The organism is Pseudomonas sp. GV071 (genome assembly GCF_003050835.1).
Lineage (GTDB): Bacteria > Pseudomonadota > Gammaproteobacteria > Pseudomonadales > Pseudomonadaceae > Aquipseudomonas.
In genome coordinates this window covers 1-17,912 of record NZ_QAOJ01000016.1, presented here as the reverse complement: position 1 = coordinate 17,912, position 17,912 = coordinate 1, and the positions used below count along the sequence as shown (strand labels likewise).

Genomic DNA, 17,912 nt, shown 5'->3' with positions numbered 1-17,912 from the left:
CTCAGGGGGGATTGAAAACCTAGCTCTATAGCTAAGCTCAGCGTTGACTCGCCCGCTTGCGACAGGCATCTCCAAATGCCTGGAAGATGGCGAGGTATTCGGGGTTGGAGCGTACTTGCCATTCTGGATGCCACTGCACCCCGAGGGCAAAGCTCGCAGCACCCTCGACCGAGATCGACTCGATCAGTCCGTCAGGTGCCAGAGCCTCTACACGCAGGCCCGGCGCCAGACGTTCAACGCCCTGGCCATGAATGGAATTGACGCGAATCTCGCTCGGCAAGCCGAGGCCGGCGAGAACGCCACCCGGCTGCACGTGCAGCGGATGGCTAGGTGCATATTGGACTTCCACGGGCTCGTTCTCCGGCTCGCGGTGGTCCATGAAGGTGCCGGTTTCGTGAACCTTTTGGTGCAGGCTGCCGCCAAACGCCACGTTCAGCTCCTGAAACCCGCGGCAAATGCCAAATACGGGCACGCCGGCGGCCACTGCCGCACGGATCAGGGGCAAGGTGGTGGCGTCGCGCTCAGGGTCATGCAACGTACCGGGCGAACTAGTCGCGCCGTTATAAAGGTGAGGTTCAACGTTGGATGGCGAGCCGGTTAAAAGCAGGCCGTCTAGACTGTCCAGCAGGGCATCGAAATCGAGCAGATCGGCCAGCGAGGGAATGATCAATGGCAGGCCACCTGCGCCGACGGCCACTGCCCGAACGTATTTATCACCCGCTATATGGTACGGGTGGAGGCCGACTTGCTTGGTGCAAGCGGTAACGCCGATTAACGGCAGGCGAGACATGGGACACCCGTTTTATTGCTGTTATGGGTTTGAACCGGAGCTTAGCCTTGTTCATTTTTTTACACAATAGCGATGTAAAAAATCTAACACGGCTCGCTGAGCGCCGCGCCAGACAAGGGCGCCAAGGGGGTTAAGATGCCCTGAAACGCCCTAAAAATGGCCACTGCGCCCCGTTTCAGGGCAAAATGTGGCACTATTGACAGGCTGAGGCGATTAAGATTGACTCACACCCCATCAGTCTAATGATTGATATTTTTAACAATAAAGGTGTTGCATCATGTCGGTACCCCCGCGTGCCGTTCAGCTTAACGAAGCGAACGCGTTCCTTAAGGAACATCCTGAGGTCCTGTTCGTCGACCTTCTTATTGCAGATATGAATGGTGTGGTGCGCGGCAAGCGCATCGAGCGTGCGAGCCTGCACAAGGTTTACGAACGCGGCATCAACCTCCCGGCTTCTTTATTCGCTCTCGATATCAACGGCTCGACAGTGGAAAGCACTGGCCTGGGTCTGGATATCGGCGATGCCGACCGTATCTGCTACCCCATTCCCAACACCCTGTGTAATGAGCCTTGGCAGAAGCGTCCGACCGCGCAACTGTTGATGACCATGCACGAGCTGGAAGGCGAGCCGTTCTTCGCTGACCCGCGGGAAGTGTTGCGGCAGGTGGTCGCGAAGTTCGACGAACTGGGCCTTACCATTTGCGCCGCGTTTGAACTTGAGTTTTATCTGATCGACCAGGCAAACGTGAACGGCCGGCCTCAACCGCCGCTGTCGCCGCTGTCGGGCAAACGTCCGATCTCCACCCAGGTGTATCTGATTGACGACCTGGACGAGTACGCCGAATGCCTGCAAGACATCCTCGAAGGCGCTAAAGAGCAGGGCATTCCTGCTGACGCCATCGTCAAGGAAAGTGCTCCGGCGCAATTCGAAGTCAACCTCCACCATGTGGCCGATCCAATCAAGGCGTGCGACTACGCCCTGCTGCTCAAGCGTCTGGTGAAAAACATCGCCTACGACCATGAGATGGACACCACCTTCATGGCCAAGCCGTACCCGAACCAAGCGGGTAACGGTCTGCACGTGCATATTTCGATTCTGGACAAAGACGGCAACAACATCTTTGCCACCGATGAACCGGAACAGAACGACTCCTTGCGCCACGCCATCGGCGGTGTGCTGGAAACTATGTCGGCCTCAATGGCGTTTCTCTGCCCTAACGTCAACTCCTACCGTCGTTTCGGTGCACAGTTCTACGTGCCGAACTCGCCGAGCTGGGGCATTGATAACCGTACGGTTGCGCTGCGCGTACCGAACGACACCCGCGATGCCGTGCGCATCGAACACCGTGTCGCCGGCGCCGACGCCAACCCGTACCTGCTGCTCTCGGCCGTACTGGCTGGCGTGCACCACGGTCTGACCAACAAGATCGAGCCTCCCAAGCCCGTAGAAGGCAACTCCTACGAGCAGAATGAGCAGAGCCTGCCCAACAACCTGCGTGATGCCCTGCGCGAGTTGGACGACAGCGAGATCATGGCCCGCTATATCGACCCGAAATACATCGACGTTTTCGTCGCCTGTAAAGAGAGTGAACTCGCCGAGTTCGAAAACTCCATTTCGGACCTCGAGTACAACTGGTACTTGCACACCGTGTAAGTAAACTCGACGCCGGCTCATGCCGGCGTCGTTTTATCTGCTGCTTCACCCCTGAATTTTTTGCCTGCACCGCAGCCCTGTGACCAAGCGCTGCGTTGTTGTTTGTGTGCCATGGCCAGCCCAGACGTGCATCGAGACCACCAGACATGTCGCGGCTCGCTCAGTTGTAAAGGATTTGAGCGATAACTCCATTCGCTGCAGCCGTTGCTGCGGCCCATGCTGTGAACCGACATCGAAGGAAAGTCGACATGCCCCGTTTCTTAGCCGCATTGCTGTTTGCTGGCTCATCCATTGTGCTTGCCACATCGACCGCCCAGGCGGAAGAGCTGGTGGTCTACAACTGGAACGACTACATCGCCCCCCAAGTACTGGCCGATTTCGAAAAAGAAACCGGCATTCATGTCGACTACCACACCTACAGCACCGCTGAAGAGCTGGAAAAAGCCCTGGCCAGCGGAGACTCCATCGATGTGGCAGTGCCCTCCCACGACACCCTGCCGGCGCTGATCAAAGCCGGACGCCTGCAGCCACTGGACATGACCCGCCTGCCCAACCGCGTGCACCTGGATAAACAGCTGCTGAGCAAGCTCAACGCCGTCGATCCGCAGAACCGTTACGCGATTCCTTACCAGTGGGGTGCCGTGGGCCTGGCGATCAACGTGCCGCAAGCCGAGAAAGCCTTTGGCGGGCCGCTGCCCAACAGCTGGAGCCTGCTGTTCGACCCGGCGCAAAGCGCCAAGCTGGCCACCTGTGGGATCAGCGTGCTGGACGCCCCGGATGAAGTGATGTCGGTGGCCATGAACTACATGGGCCGCAGCCTGGCCCACAGCCCGTCGACCCAGATCAAGCAGGGCGGCAGCATGCTCCAGGCGATTCGCCACAACGTGCGCTACGTCGACAGCGAGCGTTACATCGACGACCTGAAAACCGGCAAGCTGTGCATGTCGCTGGCCTGGGTCGGTGACGCCCTGGGCGCCAGCGCCGCCGGGCAGAACGTGCACTTCGTGGTGCCGGACGAAGGCTCGGTGCTGTTTATCGACAACCTGGTGATCCCCAGCAGCGCCCGCCGCGCCGACCTCGCCCACCGCTTCATCGACTTCCTGATGCAGCCGAAAGTGGCTGCGCAGATTACCAGCGAAACGCTCTACCCGAGCGGCAACGCCGACGCCCGCGAGTTCCTCGACCCCACCCTGCGTGACCAGCCGGGCCTGTACCCGGACAAGGCCACCAAGCGCCGCCTGGCCGCGCTGGAAGTGCTGCCGGAGAAGACCTCGGCGATCAAGGACCAGGTCTGGGGCACGTTCCGCGACGGTAGCTGAAGATCAACAGCTCGCGGCTAAAGCCCCTCCCACAAGGGATGTGGGAGGGGCTTCAGCCGCGATGCTTTTGATCTACTTGCGGCTAGCGCAGCGAGTGACGTCCAATAGCGCCTCCACCAAGGAGAGCCCCATGCAGCGTCCCGCCACCGCCCGCAAACCCCGCGCCAGCAGCCAGGCGCGTATCCTCGCGATTGTCGATGCTGCCCGCGCCTTGCTCGCTGAAGAAGGGGTCGCCGGCCTGTCGATTTACAGTGTCGCCGACCGTGCGCAGATGCCGCCCTCCTCCGTGTACCACTTCTTCGCCAGCGTGCCGTCGATTCTCGAAGCGCTCACCGCTGACGTTCACGCCGCTTTTCGCGCCGCCCTCCAATTGCCCATCGACCACGCCAGCCTCAAGCATTGGCGCGACCTGTCGCGCCTGGTCGAACAACGCATGCTGGATATCTACACCAGCGATGCCGCCGCCCGCCAACTGATCCTCGCCCAGCATGGCCTGAGCGAAGTGACCCAGGCCGACCGCCAGCACGACATCGAACTTGGTCGCCTGCTGCACGAACTGTTCGACCGCCACTTCCCGTTGCCTGCCCTGCCGGAAGAGCTCGACGTGTTTGCCCTGGCCCTGGAGCTCAGCGACCGCGTGTACGCGCGCTCGGTGCAGCAGCACGGCGAAATCACCGAGCGCCTGGCCGAGGAAGGCATGCGCGTGTTCGATGTTTATCTGGGTCTGTACCTGCCCGCCTTCCTGCCAAAGCGGGAAACACCCGTCAAATAGCCGATACTTATCTGTGTTTTTATCGATAAATTGTCGTTGATAGTAAAAATCACCTTCTAAGTCGGATTTTTATCGACTATAAAGTCGCACCTGCTCCTGCCTACAACAAAAGAGGTGCTTCATGTCTCGTACCGTTACCGTCGCCGCCACGCAGATGGCTTGTTCCTGGAACCGCGCGGCGAACATCGCCACCGCTGAAAAACTGGTGCGCGAAGCCGCCGCCAAAGGCGCACAGATCATTCTGATTCAGGAATTGTTCGAGACCCCGTACTTCTGCCAGAAGCCCAATCCCGAGTACCTGCAACTGGCCACGCCGACCGAGACCAACGCCGCCATCGCGCACTTCCAGCAACTGGCCAAAGAGCTGAACGTGGTCCTACCGATCAGCTACTTCGAGCTGGCTGGTCGCGCGCGTTTCAACAGCATCGCCATCATCGATGCCGACGGCAGCAACCTCGGTGTGTACCGCAAAAGCCACATTCCGGACGGCCCGGGCTACCACGAGAAGTACTACTTCAACCCTGGCGACACCGGCTTCAAGGTGTGGAACACCCGCTACGCCAAGATCGGCGTGGGCATCTGCTGGGACCAGTGGTTCCCCGAGTGCGCCCGCAGCATGGCGCTGCTCGGCGCGGAAATCCTGTTCTACCCCACCGCCATTGGCAGCGAGCCGCACGACAAAACCATCAGCTCCCGTGACCACTGGCAGCGCGTGCAACAAGGCCACGCCGGCGCCAACCTGATGCCGCTGATTGCCTCCAACCGCATCGGCAACGAAGCCCAGGACGGCTACGACATCACCTTCTACGGCTCGTCGTTCATCGCCAACCAATTCGGCGAAAAAGTGCAGGAGCTGAACGAAACCGAAGAAGGCATCCTGGTGCATACTTTCGACCTCGATCAGCTGGAACACATTCGCAGCGCCTGGGGCAGCTTCCGTGATCGTCGGCCAAACCTGTATGGCCCGATCAAAACCCTCGACGGTGCCCTCGAATCCTGACACCTCTCCCACAAAGAACCACCGCTACCGGGACTCGCTAATGACCACACTCAACACCACCCCCCGCGCCGACGGCTTCTCAATGCCTGCCGAGTGGGCACCCCACAGCCAGACCTGGATGGTCTGGCCGCAGCGTCCGGACAACTGGCGCTTGGGCGGCAAGCCGGCGCAAGCGGCGTTCACCGCCGTGGCCAAGGCCATCGCGCGCTTTGAGCCGGTGACCGTCTGCGTCAGCGCCGAGCAGTATGAAAACGCCCGCGCACGCCTGGACTCCGACAATATCCGCGTGGTGGAAATCACCACCGACGATGCCTGGGTACGCGACACCGGCCCGACCTTTGTGCGCAACGCAGCGGGCGAGATCCGTGGTGTGGACTGGGGCTTCAACGCCTGGGGCGGCTTCGATGGCGGCCTGTATTCGCCGTGGATGCGCGACGACCAGGTGGCCAGCAAGATCCTCGAAATCGAGCGCCGTGACCGCTACCGCACCGAAGGTTTTGTGCTGGAGGGCGGCTCCATCCACGTCGATGGCGAAGGCACGGTGATCACCACCGAAGAGTGCCTGCTCAACCGCAACCGCAACCCGCACCTGAGCCGCGAAGAGATCGAAGCGGTGCTGGGCGAGCATCTGGCCATCGACACCGTGATCTGGCTGCCGGACGGCCTGTTCAACGATGAGACCGACGGCCATGTGGATAACTTCTGCTGCTACGTGCGCCCGGGCGAAGTGTTGCTGGCCTGGACCGACGATCAACAGAACCCCAACTACCCACGCTGTCAGGCGGCCATGCGCGTGCTGGAAAGCGTGAAAGACGCCAAAGGCCGGCAATTGGTGGTGCACAAGATGCCGATTCCAGGGCCGCTGTATGCGACCGACGAAGAGTGCGCCGGGGTCGACCTGGTGGCCGGTACTCAGGAGCGAGACCCGTCGATTCGTCTGGCCGGCTCCTACGTCAACTTCCTGATCGTCAACGGCGGCATCATCGCCCCGAGTTTCGACGACCCGAAAGACGCCGAAGCCAAAGCAATTCTGCAGCGCCTGTTCCCCGAGCATGAAGTGGTGATGGTGCCGGGGCGGGAGATTTTGTTGGGCGGTGGTAATATTCACTGCATCACGCAACAGCAGCCGGCGTAAACACTGCCCTCTCCCCAGCCCCTCTCCCGCAAGCGGGAGAGGGGCTGGGGAGAGGGTTTCAATTACGCGAATCTACGCCCGAATAATCCGATTCTTACCCTGGCGCTTAGCGTCATACATCGCCGCATCCGCCCGGGCAAACAGGGTATCCAGCGTGACGTCCACAGAGGTCAGGCTGGTCAGCCCCTGGCTCACCGTCACCCCAAAGGTGGTGCCATTGCAGCTGAACACCAACCGCTGAATTTCCCGCTGTAGCCGCTCGGCAATCTGTAGCGCCAGCTCCTCGGTACAGCAGGGAAACAAGGCGGCGAATTCTTCGCCACCGATGCGACCGAACAAGTCTCCCCGACGCAACGCGGCACTGCCGCACTGGGCAATGCGCTGCAGCACCACGTCGCCCATCTGGTGGCCGTAGGTGTCGTTGATGTGTTTGAAGTTATCCACATCCAACAGCAGAAAAGCCAACGGCGCCTCTTCCTGAGTCGCTTGCTGGAATTCGGTGTGGGCACATTCAAAGAAGTAGCGGCGGTTGCTGCTCTGGGTCAGCACGTCGGTGGTGGCCAGACGGTGCAGCTCGCCTTCCAGGTGTTTCTTGTCGGTGATGTCTTCAGCGATGCCGACCACAATCAGCGGTTTGCCGGCCTCGGCCTGGCGGCTGATAAAGCACTTGTCGCTGAGCCAGCGCAGTTGGCCGTCGGCACGCAGAATGCGGTATTCGCGGTCTTCCACGGCGCCTTTGACCAACACTTCGGCGAAGCTCGCGGCGGCATGTTCGACGTCATCGGGGTAGATGCAATTGAGCCACTCGCCGTAGTCGGCCAGCAGCAGCCCGGCGTTGCGGCCGAATACCCGCTCATAGGCGGGGCTGACGTAGATGATTCGTTGCGCATCCCAGTCGAAGGCCCAGAGCACCGTGTTGACGCTATCCAACAGCGAACTGAACAGGTGTTCACGCTCACGCAGGCGCTCGACCTCGCCACGGCTGTGCAACAGCGCGAGGGTCAGTTCTTCCAGCTCCGGCGAAAGCGGAGGTGTGAGAAGGGAATGTTCGTCCATTAGATGTCCTTTTCTAGTAACGAAACTACGACAATTCGCGCAGCATAAGGTGCCAATCCCTGACACAGAAAAAAGCCCGCCGAACGGCGGGCTTGAGCGCGCTGAGCGGCGTCCTACAGGGCGCCAGCCGGGCGCAGCGAGTAGGTTTTCAGGTGCTCGGCGAAATCCCGCAGCGACTGAATACCGCTGGCCTCGGCCTCGTGTACCCAGACTTTCATCGCTTCGAGCATGTCGTGGCCGTTGCTGCTGGTTTTCACCCAGATGTGTTGCAAGGCCAGGCGTTTTTCGTAGATCACTTTCAGCGCCTGGCTCTGTTCGAGCATGGCCTGAATACGCAAGTGGTGACGCTCTTCCAACAGGCTGGTCTCACGCGACAGCAGGCGCTTGGCACTGTGGAATTTGGCCCGTACCGAGGCATCGGCCCTGGCCAGCTCCAGCTTCACCAGCGGCGCAATCACGGCCTTGCGGTACTGCGCCATGATCTGGAAGCGGTTGTTGAGGATGGCCATGGCCGTGTCCATGTCCAGATAGCCCTTGCCCGATACCCGGTGAGCGATAGGCGCCACACGTTGCACCTTGGCCAGGCGCAAGAAGCTGAACAGCTGGATCCACGCCCAGCCCATGTCGAACTCCCACTTGCGCACCGACAGCTTGGCCGAGTTGGGGTAGGTGTGGTGGTTGTTGTGCAGCTCTTCACCGCCGATCAGGATGCCCCACGGCACCAGGTTGGTGGCGGCGTCGCGGCATTCGAAGTTGCGGTAGCCAACGGCATGGCCCAGGCCATTGATGACGCCGGCGGCCCACACCGGAATCCACATCATCTGTACGGCCCAGACGGTGATACCCAGCGCACCGAACAGCGCCAGGTCAATCACCGCCATGATCGCAATACCGCCCAGTGGGAAGCGCGAGTAGAGCTTGCGCTCGATCCAGTCTTCCGGGCAGTTCTTGCCATAAATGCGCAGGGTTTCTGGGTTTTCCGCTTCAGCGCGATACAATTCCGCGCCCTTGCGCAGCACGGTGGACAAACCTTTGATCACCGGGCTGTGGGGATCGTCTGCGGTTTCGCATTTGGCGTGGTGTTTACGGTGAATGGCGGTCCATTCACGGGTGTTCTGGCCGGTGGTCATCCACAGCCAGAAACGGAAGAAGTGCTTAAGGGCAGGATGCAGTTCCAACGAACGGTGCGCGGAATAGCGATGCAGATACACGGTCACGGAGACGATGGTCACGTGAGTCATCAGCAGGGTGACCGCCAGTACCTGCCAGGCCGACAGGTCGAGAAAACCGTTGTACCACATAGATGGAGCCACCTCGGATAGTGAACGCCCGGCGCAAACCGCAGGCGTGGGCATTATCTCTAAGCAGGGTGAGAAAACCACCCTGCTGTTAGATCAAAATATGTTCAATTTCTGGCCAATCCTCACGGCTGGCAATCAATCGAAGGCCGTTTACTGCATGAGAGCGCTGCGTCCTACCCTGATCTACCTCCTGCTCGCCGGCCTGTGGGTGGCCTTCAGCGACTGGCTACTGGGCCAACTCAGCGCCAACCTCGGCACGTTCGAGCACCTGAGTACGATCAAGGGGCTGATGTTCGTAATGGTTACCGGGCTGATTCTGTTCGCCGCCCTGCGCCTCAAGGAACGTCGCCGGTTGACCGCCGTAAACACCCTGCGCGAGCACGTCAGCAACCTGCGCCAGGCCGCTGCGGTGTTCGATGCGACCCAGGAAGGCGTGTTGGTGACCGACGCACAAATGCGCATCAGCCACCTCAACCCGGCCTTCACCCGCATCACTGGCTACACGCTCGACGAGATCATCGGCCGCTCGCCGCAATTGCTGAAGTCCGGTCGTCATGATCGTGCCCTCTACCAACGCATGTGGTACGAGCTCGCGCACAACGGCAGCTGGAGCGGCGAGATCTGGAACCGGCGCAAGAACGGTGAAATCTACCCGCAGTGGCAATGCATTCGCGCCATCCACGATGAACAGGGCGTAATCAGCCATTACGTCGCGGTGTTCTCTGATATCAGCCTGCTCAAGGCCTCGCAGCAAGAGCTCGACCACCTGGCAAGCTCAGGGGCTGGTAATGGAGTTCCTGTCGGTGAACGTCTCCAGCCGCATCTTCAGCCACGGCAAACTCGACGGCCTGGTCACCGAGGTGCTGGCCACCACAGGCCTGGACGCCGGGCTGCTGGAGCTGGAGATCACCGAAAGCGCGGTGATGGAAGACACCGACGCCGCCCTGCAGCTGATGCAGCGCTTACGCGCCCTGGGCATACGCCTGGCCATCGATGATTTTGGTACCGGTTATTCGTCGCTGGCGCGGCTCAAGCGCATGCCAGTGCACAAGCTGAAGCTGGACCAGAGTTTTCGGTCTACCCGCCGACCACAACGATGCCGCCCTCACTCGCGCGGTGATCGCGTTGGGTCATAGCCTGGGGTTGCAGGTGCAAGCCGAAGGCATTGAAGACGCCAGCCAAGCGGCCTTTCTGCAGGGCCTGGGGTGTGAGTTGGGACAGGGTTATTTGTATGGCAAACCGCAGCCGGCTGAGCTATTGCCCAGAACTTAAAGCATCGCGGCTAAAGCCGCTCCTACACACCGCACAATCCGTAGGAGCGGCTTTAGCCGCCATTCCCTGCAAACATCAATGCCACGGCTTAGAGCTTGGCAATCGACACTTCGGTGGACTTAACGAAGGCAATCACTTCGCTGCCTACGCCCAGTTCCAGTTCTTTCACCGAACGGGTGGTGATCACCGAAGTGACGATGCCCGAGGCAGTTTGCACGTCGATTTCCGACAGCACGTCGCCCAACACGATTTCCTTGATGGTGCCTTTGAACTGGTTACGGACGTTGATCGCTTTAATGGTCATGGTGTTTCTCCTGGGTAGCTCAGTGGTGTAGCTCAGTAGGTGTGTTTACAGCGCCCAACGCAGTTGCGTAGGCAAGGGTGAAACAGGTTCAGGCGGTGGCGGGCCGGCGGGAATCTCCAGCACGCGGTTGAGTACTTCCGCTTCCAATGCCGCCAGGCGCGCCGAGCCACGTTGCCGTGGGCGGGCCAGGTTTACCGGCAGGTCGAGGCCAACATGGCCGTCTTCAATCAGAATCACGCGGTCGGCAATCGCCACCGCCTCGCTGACGTCATGGGTGACCAACAGCACAGTGAAACCATGCTGCTGCCACAGGCCTTCGATCAGTTGCTGCATCTCGATGCGGGTCAGGGCATCGAGGGCACCCAGTGGCTCATCCAACAGCAGCAGACGCGGCTGGTGAATCAGGGCCCGGGCCAGTGCCACACGTTGCTTCTGGCCGCCCGACAAAGCCGCTGGCCACTCCTGCGCACGCTCGGCCAGGCCGACCGCTTGCAACGCATCCAGGGCACGACCACGCCAGTCGCCACTAAGGCCCAGACCGACGTTGTCGATCACCCGTTTCCACGGCAGCAGGCGCGAGTCCTGGAACATCAGGCGGGTGTCTTCACGGGCTTCGCTGAGCGGCGCGGAGCCGGCCAGTAAGGCGCCGCTGGTGGGCGTGTCGAGGCCAGCGAGCAGACGCAGCAACGTACTTTTGCCACAACCGCTGCGACCGACCACAGCAACGAATTGCCCGGCTGGAATCAGCAGCTCGATGTTGTGCAACACCTCGCGTTCGCCAAAGGCTTTGTGCAGGCCACGCACCGCCAGCGGTATACCGCCCTTGAGGTGCTGCGGCGCCACGCCGTTAGGATTGAATGCATTCATGCCGCACCGCCTTTTTTAACTTGATAGGCGGGGTGCCAGCGCAACCACACACGTTCCAGACCACGGGCCGTGGTGTCGGCCAGTTTGCCCAGCAGGGCGTAAAGCAGAATCGCGACCACTACCACGTCGGTCTGCAGAAACTCGCGGGCATTCATTGCCAGGTAACCGATGCCGGAGCTGGCCGAAATGGTCTCGGCCACAATCAGGGTCAGCCACATAAAGCCGAGTGCAAACCGCACGCCCACCAGAATCGAGGGCAAGGCGCCCGGCAGAATCACCTGGCGGAACAGGCTGAAGCCGGACAGGCCATAACTGCGCGCCATTTCCACCAACGCCGGGTCGACGTTGCGGATGCCGTGGTAGGTGTTCAGGTAGATCGGGAACACGGTGCCGAGGGCGACCAGAAAAATCTTCGCCGACTCATCGATGCCGAACCACAGAATCACCAGCGGAATCAGCGCCAGGTGCGGCACGTTACGGATCATCTGCACGGTGCTATCGAGGAAGCGCTCGCCCCACTTCGACAGGCCGGTGATAAAGCCCAGGGTCAGGCCGATGCTGCCGCCAATCAGGAAGCCGATGCCGGCGCGCCAGCCGCTGATGGCCAGGTGGTGCCAGATATCGCCACTGCTGATCAGCGCCACGGCAGCATCAAACACCGCGCTGGGCGCCGGCAGAATCCGCGTCGACAGCCAACCGGCGACCACCGCCAGCTGCCAGATGGCCAGCAAGGCCAGCGGCAGCACGAAGGGTGCGACACGGCTGACGAGGTTGTTGATAGGTTTGCTCATCTCATTCGCCCCTGGCCATCAGCTCGCCGACGCTGCTTTGGGCAGCACGTCGTTGGCGATCATTTCGCCGAACGGGCTGACGTAGCTGGCGCCTTCCGGACGTTGTGGACGGGCCACATCCAGGTGCGGGAAGAGCAACTCCGCGACACGGTACGACTCTTCCAGATGCGGGTAGCCGGAGAAGATGAAGGTGTCGATGCCCAGGTCGGCGTATTCCTTGACCCGCGCGGCCACGGTCGGGCCATCGCCGACCAGCGCCGTACCGGCTCCACCCCGTACCAGGCCAACACCGGCCCACAGGTTGGGGCTGACTTCGAGATTGTCTTTGCTGCCGCCGTGCAGGGCGGCCATGCGTTGTTGGCCAACCGAATCGAAACGCGCCAGCGAAGCCTGGGCCTTTTTGATGGTCTCGTCGTCGACGTGGGAGATCAGGCGATCAGCTGCCGCCCAGGCTTCTTCGTTGGTTTCGCGCACGATCACGTGCAGGCGAATACCGAAGCGCACGGTGCGGCCGTGTTGGGCGGCTTTCTCGCGCACCTGGGCGATTTTTTCGGCCACCGCGGCCGGCGGCTCGCCCCAGGTCAGGACCATTTCCACCTGCTCGGCAGCGAGGTCTTGTGCAGCCCCTGAGGAACCACCGAAATACAGCGGCGGACGTGGTTGTTGCAGCGGCGGATAGAGCAGCTTGGCGCCCTTCACGCTGATATGTTTGCCGTCGTAGTCGACGGTTTCGCCTTCCAGCACACGGCGCCAGATGCGGGTGAACTCCACCGAAGCTTCATAGCGCTCTTCGTGGCTGAGAAACAGGCCATCACCGGCCAGCTCGTCGGGGTCGCCACCGGTGACCAGGTTGAACAGCGCGCGGCCATTGGACAGACGGTCCAGGGTCGCCGCCTGACGCGCAGCAACGGTCGGCGAAATGATGCCGGGGCGCAGCGCGACGAGAAATTTGAGGTGGGTGGTAACCGGAATCAGCGATGCCGCCACCAGCCAGGAATCTTCGCAGGACCGCCCCGTCGGGATCAGCACGCCACCAAAACCGAGGCGGTCAGCCGCCTGGGCAATCTGTTGCAGGTAGCCGTGATCGACCGCGCGAGCGCCCTCAGCGGTGCCAAGGTAATGACCGTCGCCGTGGGTGGGAAGAAACCAGAAAATGTTCAAGCTCATGGGAGTTGTCTCCTTTAAGTGCCGCTGCCCCATCGGGGCCAGCGGCGGTATTGCCTGTTGGTTAGTTACTGGGCGCTGGCGACTTTGGCTGGCGGGGTCCAGATCACGTCCTTGATGCTCAAGGGCTTGGGAATCAATTTGAGTTGGTAGAAGGTGTCAGCGATCTTCTGCTGCGCAGTGACCACGGCCGGGGTGATGAACTGGGCGCCGTAGCCTTGGCGTTTCACTGCGGTCAGGGTGATTTCTTTGGACAGACCCAGCAGCGGCGCGACTTGTTCGGTCACGGCTTGCGGGTCGGCCTTGGAGTCTTCGCCGACTGAGCGAACTTCTTCGATCAGGGTGGCGATGACTTTCGGGTTTTTCTCGGCATACGGCTTGGTGGAGAGGTAGAACTGGTGGTTGTCCACCAGGCCTTGGCCGTCACGCAGGGTGTGGGCACCCAGCTGGTTTTCGGCGGCGGCCTGGAAGGGGTCCCAGATAACCCAAGCGTCCACGCTGCCACGTTCGAACGCGGCACGGGCATCGGCCGGAGCCAGGTACACCACGTCGATGTCGCTGTATTTCAGGCCGGCGTCTTCCAGGGCGCGCACCAACAGGTAGTGCACATTGGAGCCCTTGTTGAGCACCACTTTTTTGCCTTTGAGTTCTTGCACCGATTTGATCGGCGAACCTTTCGGCACCAGGATCGCTTCGCTGTGGGGTGCTGGCGGCTCATAGGCGACATAGAGCAGATCGGCGCCAGCGGCCTGGGCAAATACCGGTGGGGTTTCGCCGGTGACACCGAAGTCCACGGAGCCTACGTTCAGGCCTTCCAGCAATTGTGGGCCGCCGGGAAACTCGGTCCATTTAACGTCCACGCCCTGTTCGGCGAGGCGCTTTTCCAGCGAGCCTTTGGCTTTGAGCAGCACCAGGGTGCCGTACTTCTGATAACCGATCCGCAGGGTTTCGGCTTGTGCTTGGCTGATGGCGCCGAAAGCGGTGGCCGCGACAAACAGGGCGACCAGACTCCGACGCAAAGTTACTGGGCGCATGGCGCTCTCCTTTGCTGTTCAAGTGATGTCGCCTGCTTGCCCGTTGGCGGGTGAGTAAGGCTGATGTTTTTTTGTGCCGACTCTTTGTAGAGCAGACGGGTTAATCGTCCCCCTCTCCCCTTGGGGAGAGGGTTGGGGAGAGGGTGCTTTTAACGGCCCCTCTCCCCCGGCCCCTCTCCCGCAAGCGGGCGAGGGGAGCTACACCTCAAATACTCCAATTCGCCGCCAGCAACCGCTGATTCAATACATTCGGATCCAGGGGTTTGGGCCGGCGGGCCAGGGCGCTGTGGAACTGCTCCAGCGCGTCTTCCAGGCGCTGCTCCAGGCTCACGGCCAATTGCGCGGCGGCACCGTTTTCGCCGTAGGCGATCTGGCTGTCATCGGCGAATACACCGTGCTGCACTTCCTGGGCTTTCAGTGCGGTAAGCACCGGGCGCAGCGCGTAATCCACAGCCAGCATGTGTGCGCTGCTGCCTCCGGTGGAAAACGGCAACAGCACTTTGTGCTCCAGGGCCCGCTCAGGCAGCAGATCCAGCAACACCTTCAACGCCCCCGAGAACGAGGCCTTGTACACCGGGGTGGCAATCAGCAAGCCATCCGCTGCCGCAACGTGAGCCTGCAGGGCTTGGATCTGCGGGCTGTCGAAGCGGGCGTGGAGCAGTTCTTCGGCGTTGAAGTCCTGAATCCGATAACTCACCACTTCCACGCCATGCTGTTGCAGCCAACGCTGCGAGCGCTCCAGCAAGATTCCACTGCGGGATCTCTGGCTCGGACTGCCGCTCAACGAAACCACTAACATTGCCTACTCCTTGCCTTGCCGTCCTGTTGCTGGCTACCAGTGGCAACCAGGCTCAAGCGCGCTCAGGTATGTGCTGCTTACGACGGGCGATCAGCGATTGGGTTGTGAGGTCAGGCGCAGGTACGGTTTCACCGCGCGGTAGCCTTTGGGGAAACGTTGCTTGATCTCGTCTTCGTCACGCAGCGACGGCACGATCACCACCTCGTCACCGTCCTGCCAGTTGGCCGGGGTGGCGACTTTGTAGTTCTCGGTCAGTTGCAAGGAGTCGATCACCCGCAGAATCTCGTGGAAATTGCGCCCGGTGCTGGCCGGGTAGGTAATGGTCAGGCGCACTTTCTTGTTCGGGTCGATGACGAACAACGAGCGCACGGTCAGGGTGTCGTTGGCGTTGGGGTGGATCAGGTCGTACAGGCCCGATACCTTACGGTCGGCGTCGGCAATGATCGGGAAACCCACGAGGGTGCTCTGGGTTTCGTTGATGTCGTCGATCCACTTGAGGTGCGAGTCCACCGGGTCCACCGACAGGGCGATAACCTTGACGCCGCGCTCGGCGAACTGGTCTTTCAATTTGGCAGTGAAACCGAGCTCGGTGGTGCACACCGGGGTAAAGTCGGCCGGGTGCGAAAACAGCACGCCCCAGCTATTGCCCAACCATTCGTGAAAACGAATGCGGCCTTGGCTAGAGTCTTGTTCGAAGTCGGGGGCGATGTCGCCGAGTCTGAGGCTCATGGTGCAGCTCCTGGTGCATGTCGGTGCGTGGGGCTCACTATGCTCAGGCTGCGTTCAAATTAAAAAGAATAAATAACAATTTATTTATATGTTTATGGAATATAAGAGAAAACCGGTGCTGCCGCTTGCCGGTATAAGCAAGGAAGCAATTATTCTTTATCAGAATAAACCCAAGCTTTTATCATTCGCCGGTTACCCTCATTGCCCATGGGCTTTTTGTCTATGAATCCTGGACTAAGGAATTTTTCGATGAAGCGTTTGCTCACCACCTCCCTGCTGGCCGCCGGCCTGGCCCTGGCCTCCAGCGCCCAGGCCGCCACCCTGCTGAACGTCTCCTACGACGTGATGCGCGACTTCTACAAGGACTACAACGCCGCGTTCCAGAAGCACTGGCAGGCTGAGGGCAACCCCGAGCTGACCTTGCAGATGTCCCACGGTGGCTCGAGCAAACAAGCCCGCGCCGTGATCGATGGCCTGCAGGCCGACGTGATCACCATGAACATGGCCACCGACATCAATGCCCTGCACGACAACGGCAACCTGATTCCGGAAAACTGGGCCACCCGCCTGCCAGACAACAGCGCCCCGTTCACCTCCGCCACCGTATTCATCGTGCGTAAAGGCAACCCCAAAGGCCTGAAAGACTGGCCAGACCTGCTGAAAAGCGGCGTCGAAGTGGTCGTGCCCAACCCGAAAACCTCCGGTAACGGTCGCTACACCTACCTGTCGGCCTGGGGCTACGTGCTCAAGCAGGGCGGCGACGAAAAAGCCGCCCGCGAGTTCGTCGGCAAGCTGTTCAAACAAGCCCCGGTACTCGATACCGGCGGCCGTGCAGCCACCACCACCTTCATGCAGAACAACATCGGCGACGTGCTGGTGACCTTCGAAAACGAAGCGGAAATGATCGCCCGTGAATTCGGCCGTGGCAGCTTCGAAGTGGTCTACCCGAGCGTCTCCGCCGAAGCCGAACCACCGGTGGCCGTGGTCGACAAAGTGGTCGACAAAAAAGGCACCCGCAAAGAAGCCGAGGCGTACCTGAAATACCTGTGGTCCGACGATGCCCAACGCATCGCCGCCAACAACTACCTGCGCCCACGCAACGCCAAGATCCTGGCCGAATACTCGGATCGTTTCCCGAAAGTGGACTTCCTGCCGGTGGTGAAAACCTTTGGCGAATGGCCAGTGATTCAGAAGACTCACTTCAATGATGGCGGGGTGTTTGATCAGGTGTACAACGGGCAGTAACTGCCTCGTCAGCTCACCCGAAGCCCGGCCCAGTGCCGGGCTTTTTATGTGCCCAGATCGAGGTGCCAGCAGCGTCATCCTCGTGAAGGCGTGGATCACGGCGGACACCTGTTGCCGCCCAACAGACGTTGACCGGACCATTCTGGATCCCAGCGTGCGCTGGGATGACGGGAGTATGTGATTCGCTGAATGACGGCCAACGCCGTCGTCCCAGCGCAGGCTGGGACCCAGACTCTCACGCCGGACGCGATATCTCGCCCGTTCGAAATTCTGCAATCCCGCGTGCGGGGAATGAAAGGGTTTGCGGCTGAGCGCGCTTCTCAGGTGCAGTCCGTAGGAGCGGCTTCAGCCGCGAGCTTTTGACGTTCCAGGCAGGCACAAAAAAGCCGGGCAATTGCCCGGCTTTTTCGTTCCAGCGCGCCTTACAACAGCGGCAGGGTGTAGCTGACGATCAGGCGGTTCTCGTCCTGGTCGTTCTGGTTGGCCACGGTGCTGCGCAGAGCGGCGTTACGCCAGGAGAAACCCACACCTTTGAAGGTGCCTTCCTGAATCGCGTAATCCAGACGGAAATCGCGCTCCCACTCGGACTGGTCGCCGGTGACGGAGTCGATGTTGTCGCCCTTCAGGTAGGTGATGGTGGCTTTCAGGCCCGGAGCACCGATCTTGGCGAAGTCGTAGGC

The 17,912-nt window shown here is 60.7% G+C and carries 17 protein-coding genes and 1 pseudogene; 7 read left to right on the top strand and 11 right to left on the bottom strand.

The genetic code is table 11. The annotated features are described in order from the left end of the window. Positions 1-37 precede the first annotated feature (37 nt). Positions 38-790: a gamma-glutamyl-gamma-aminobutyrate hydrolase family protein gene (locus tag C8K61_RS24025; protein ID WP_108098958.1), complete on the bottom strand. Its 753-nt coding sequence runs from the start codon at positions 788-790 to the stop codon at positions 38-40. Between the two features lie 277 nt (positions 791-1,067). Between C8K61_RS24025 and C8K61_RS24020 the strand changes: the two genes are divergently transcribed. From C8K61_RS24020 to aguA, 5 genes are all read left to right on the top strand, one after another. Further along, complete coding sequence (locus tag C8K61_RS24020) at positions 1,068-2,444, top strand: glutamine synthetase family protein (RefSeq protein ID WP_108098956.1); 1,377 nt, start codon at positions 1,068-1,070, stop codon at positions 2,442-2,444. Between the two features lie 248 nt (positions 2,445-2,692). Then, complete coding sequence (locus tag C8K61_RS24015; RefSeq protein WP_108098954.1) at positions 2,693-3,763, top strand: polyamine ABC transporter substrate-binding protein; 1,071 nt, start codon at positions 2,693-2,695, stop codon at positions 3,761-3,763. Positions 3,764-3,893: 130 nt separating this feature from the next. Further along, entirely contained in the window at positions 3,894-4,535 is a 642-nt protein-coding gene (locus C8K61_RS24010) for a TetR/AcrR family transcriptional regulator (protein ID WP_108098952.1), read from the top strand. Between the two features lie 121 nt (positions 4,536-4,656). Next, complete coding sequence (gene aguB, locus C8K61_RS24005) at positions 4,657-5,535, top strand: N-carbamoylputrescine amidase (RefSeq protein ID WP_108098950.1); 879 nt, start codon at positions 4,657-4,659, stop codon at positions 5,533-5,535. 40 nt (positions 5,536-5,575) lie between these two features. Next, a complete protein-coding gene (gene aguA / locus C8K61_RS24000; protein ID WP_108098948.1) occupies positions 5,576-6,670 on the top strand; it encodes an agmatine deiminase in 1,095 nt (364 codons plus the stop codon). 72 nt (positions 6,671-6,742) lie between these two features. Here aguA and C8K61_RS23995 read toward each other — a convergent pair whose 3' ends face one another. Beyond that, positions 6,743-7,726, bottom strand: a complete 984-nt coding sequence (locus C8K61_RS23995; protein ID WP_108098947.1) for a sensor domain-containing diguanylate cyclase — start codon at positions 7,724-7,726, stop codon at positions 6,743-6,745. 113 nt (positions 7,727-7,839) lie between these two features. Then, entirely contained in the window at positions 7,840-9,027 is a 1,188-nt protein-coding gene (desA, locus tag C8K61_RS23990; protein WP_108098945.1) for a delta-9 fatty acid desaturase DesA, read from the bottom strand. A 373-nt stretch (positions 9,028-9,400) separates the two neighbouring features. Here desA and C8K61_RS23985 point away from each other — a divergent pair. Then, positions 9,401-10,299 (top strand): annotated as a pseudogene (locus C8K61_RS23985) (EAL domain-containing protein); the annotation flags it as partial. A gap of 88 nt (positions 10,300-10,387) precedes the next feature. Here the strand turns inward: C8K61_RS23985 and C8K61_RS23980 are convergent. From C8K61_RS23980 to C8K61_RS23950, 7 genes are all read right to left on the bottom strand, one after another. Further along, positions 10,388-10,603 (bottom strand): molybdopterin-binding protein, encoded by a 216-nt coding sequence (locus C8K61_RS23980; protein ID WP_056842174.1) that lies wholly within the window; start codon positions 10,601-10,603, stop codon positions 10,388-10,390. A 45-nt stretch (positions 10,604-10,648) separates the two neighbouring features. Then, the gene (gene ssuB / locus C8K61_RS23975; RefSeq protein WP_108098944.1) at positions 10,649-11,470 is read right to left on the bottom strand and encodes an aliphatic sulfonates ABC transporter ATP-binding protein; all 822 of its coding nucleotides are present in this window, start codon (positions 11,468-11,470) and stop codon (positions 10,649-10,651) included. After that, positions 11,467-12,261, bottom strand: coding sequence for an aliphatic sulfonate ABC transporter permease SsuC (ssuC, locus tag C8K61_RS23970; protein ID WP_108098942.1), 795 nt, complete (start codon positions 12,259-12,261; stop codon positions 11,467-11,469). The genes ssuB and ssuC overlap by 4 nt, the downstream gene beginning before the upstream one ends. 18 nt (positions 12,262-12,279) lie before the next feature. Further along, positions 12,280-13,428 (bottom strand): FMNH2-dependent alkanesulfonate monooxygenase, encoded by a 1,149-nt coding sequence (ssuD, locus tag C8K61_RS23965; protein ID WP_108098940.1) that lies wholly within the window; start codon positions 13,426-13,428, stop codon positions 12,280-12,282. Positions 13,429-13,493: 65 nt separating this feature from the next. Continuing rightward, positions 13,494-14,459 carry a sulfonate ABC transporter substrate-binding protein gene (locus tag C8K61_RS23960; protein ID WP_108098938.1) on the bottom strand — a complete coding sequence of 322 codons (966 nt, stop codon included), beginning with the start codon at positions 14,457-14,459 and terminating at the stop codon, positions 13,494-13,496. Positions 14,460-14,664: 205 nt separating this feature from the next. After that, positions 14,665-15,258 (bottom strand): NADPH-dependent FMN reductase, encoded by a 594-nt coding sequence (gene ssuE / locus C8K61_RS23955; RefSeq protein ID WP_108098936.1) that lies wholly within the window; start codon positions 15,256-15,258, stop codon positions 14,665-14,667. A 90-nt stretch (positions 15,259-15,348) separates the two neighbouring features. Next, a complete protein-coding gene (locus C8K61_RS23950; protein WP_108098934.1) occupies positions 15,349-15,987 on the bottom strand; it encodes a peroxiredoxin in 639 nt (212 codons plus the stop codon). A gap of 249 nt (positions 15,988-16,236) precedes the next feature. Between C8K61_RS23950 and C8K61_RS23945 the strand changes: the two genes are divergently transcribed. Continuing rightward, entirely contained in the window at positions 16,237-17,232 is a 996-nt protein-coding gene (locus tag C8K61_RS23945) for a sulfate ABC transporter substrate-binding protein (RefSeq protein WP_108098932.1), read from the top strand. A 422-nt stretch (positions 17,233-17,654) separates the two neighbouring features. Here C8K61_RS23945 and C8K61_RS23940 read toward each other — a convergent pair. Continuing rightward, on the bottom strand, positions 17,655-17,912 hold a 258-nt coding region (locus tag C8K61_RS23940; RefSeq protein WP_146174273.1), incomplete at its 5' end, for an OprD family outer membrane porin.

What these genes read in the sequence shown, in the direction of transcription:
- C8K61_RS24025 (WP_108098958.1), bottom strand. Translation starts at nt 790, where the DNA reads ATGTCTCGCCTGCCGTTAATCGGCGTTACCGCTTGCACCAAGCAAGTC.
- C8K61_RS24020 (WP_108098956.1), top strand. Translation starts at nt 1,068, where the DNA reads ATGTCGGTACCCCCGCGTGCCGTTCAGCTTAACGAAGCGAACGCGTTC.
- C8K61_RS24015 (WP_108098954.1), top strand. Translation starts at nt 2,693, where the DNA reads ATGCCCCGTTTCTTAGCCGCATTGCTGTTTGCTGGCTCATCCATTGTG.
- C8K61_RS24010 (WP_108098952.1), top strand. Translation starts at nt 3,894, where the DNA reads ATGCAGCGTCCCGCCACCGCCCGCAAACCCCGCGCCAGCAGCCAGGCG.
- aguB (WP_108098950.1), top strand. Translation starts at nt 4,657, where the DNA reads ATGTCTCGTACCGTTACCGTCGCCGCCACGCAGATGGCTTGTTCCTGG.
- aguA (WP_108098948.1), top strand. Translation starts at nt 5,576, where the DNA reads ATGACCACACTCAACACCACCCCCCGCGCCGACGGCTTCTCAATGCCT.
- C8K61_RS23995 (WP_108098947.1), bottom strand. Translation starts at nt 7,726, where the DNA reads ATGGACGAACATTCCCTTCTCACACCTCCGCTTTCGCCGGAGCTGGAA.
- desA (WP_108098945.1), bottom strand. Translation starts at nt 9,027, where the DNA reads ATGTGGTACAACGGTTTTCTCGACCTGTCGGCCTGGCAGGTACTGGCG.
- C8K61_RS23980 (WP_056842174.1), bottom strand. Translation starts at nt 10,603, where the DNA reads ATGACCATTAAAGCGATCAACGTCCGTAACCAGTTCAAAGGCACCATC.
- ssuB (WP_108098944.1), bottom strand. Translation starts at nt 11,470, where the DNA reads ATGAATGCATTCAATCCTAACGGCGTGGCGCCGCAGCACCTCAAGGGC.
- ssuC (WP_108098942.1), bottom strand. Translation starts at nt 12,261, where the DNA reads ATGAGCAAACCTATCAACAACCTCGTCAGCCGTGTCGCACCCTTCGTG.
- ssuD (WP_108098940.1), bottom strand. Translation starts at nt 13,428, where the DNA reads ATGAGCTTGAACATTTTCTGGTTTCTTCCCACCCACGGCGACGGTCAT.
- C8K61_RS23960 (WP_108098938.1), bottom strand. Translation starts at nt 14,459, where the DNA reads ATGCGCCCAGTAACTTTGCGTCGGAGTCTGGTCGCCCTGTTTGTCGCG.
- ssuE (WP_108098936.1), bottom strand. Translation starts at nt 15,258, where the DNA reads ATGTTAGTGGTTTCGTTGAGCGGCAGTCCGAGCCAGAGATCCCGCAGT.
- C8K61_RS23950 (WP_108098934.1), bottom strand. Translation starts at nt 15,987, where the DNA reads ATGAGCCTCAGACTCGGCGACATCGCCCCCGACTTCGAACAAGACTCT.
- C8K61_RS23945 (WP_108098932.1), top strand. Translation starts at nt 16,237, where the DNA reads ATGAAGCGTTTGCTCACCACCTCCCTGCTGGCCGCCGGCCTGGCCCTG.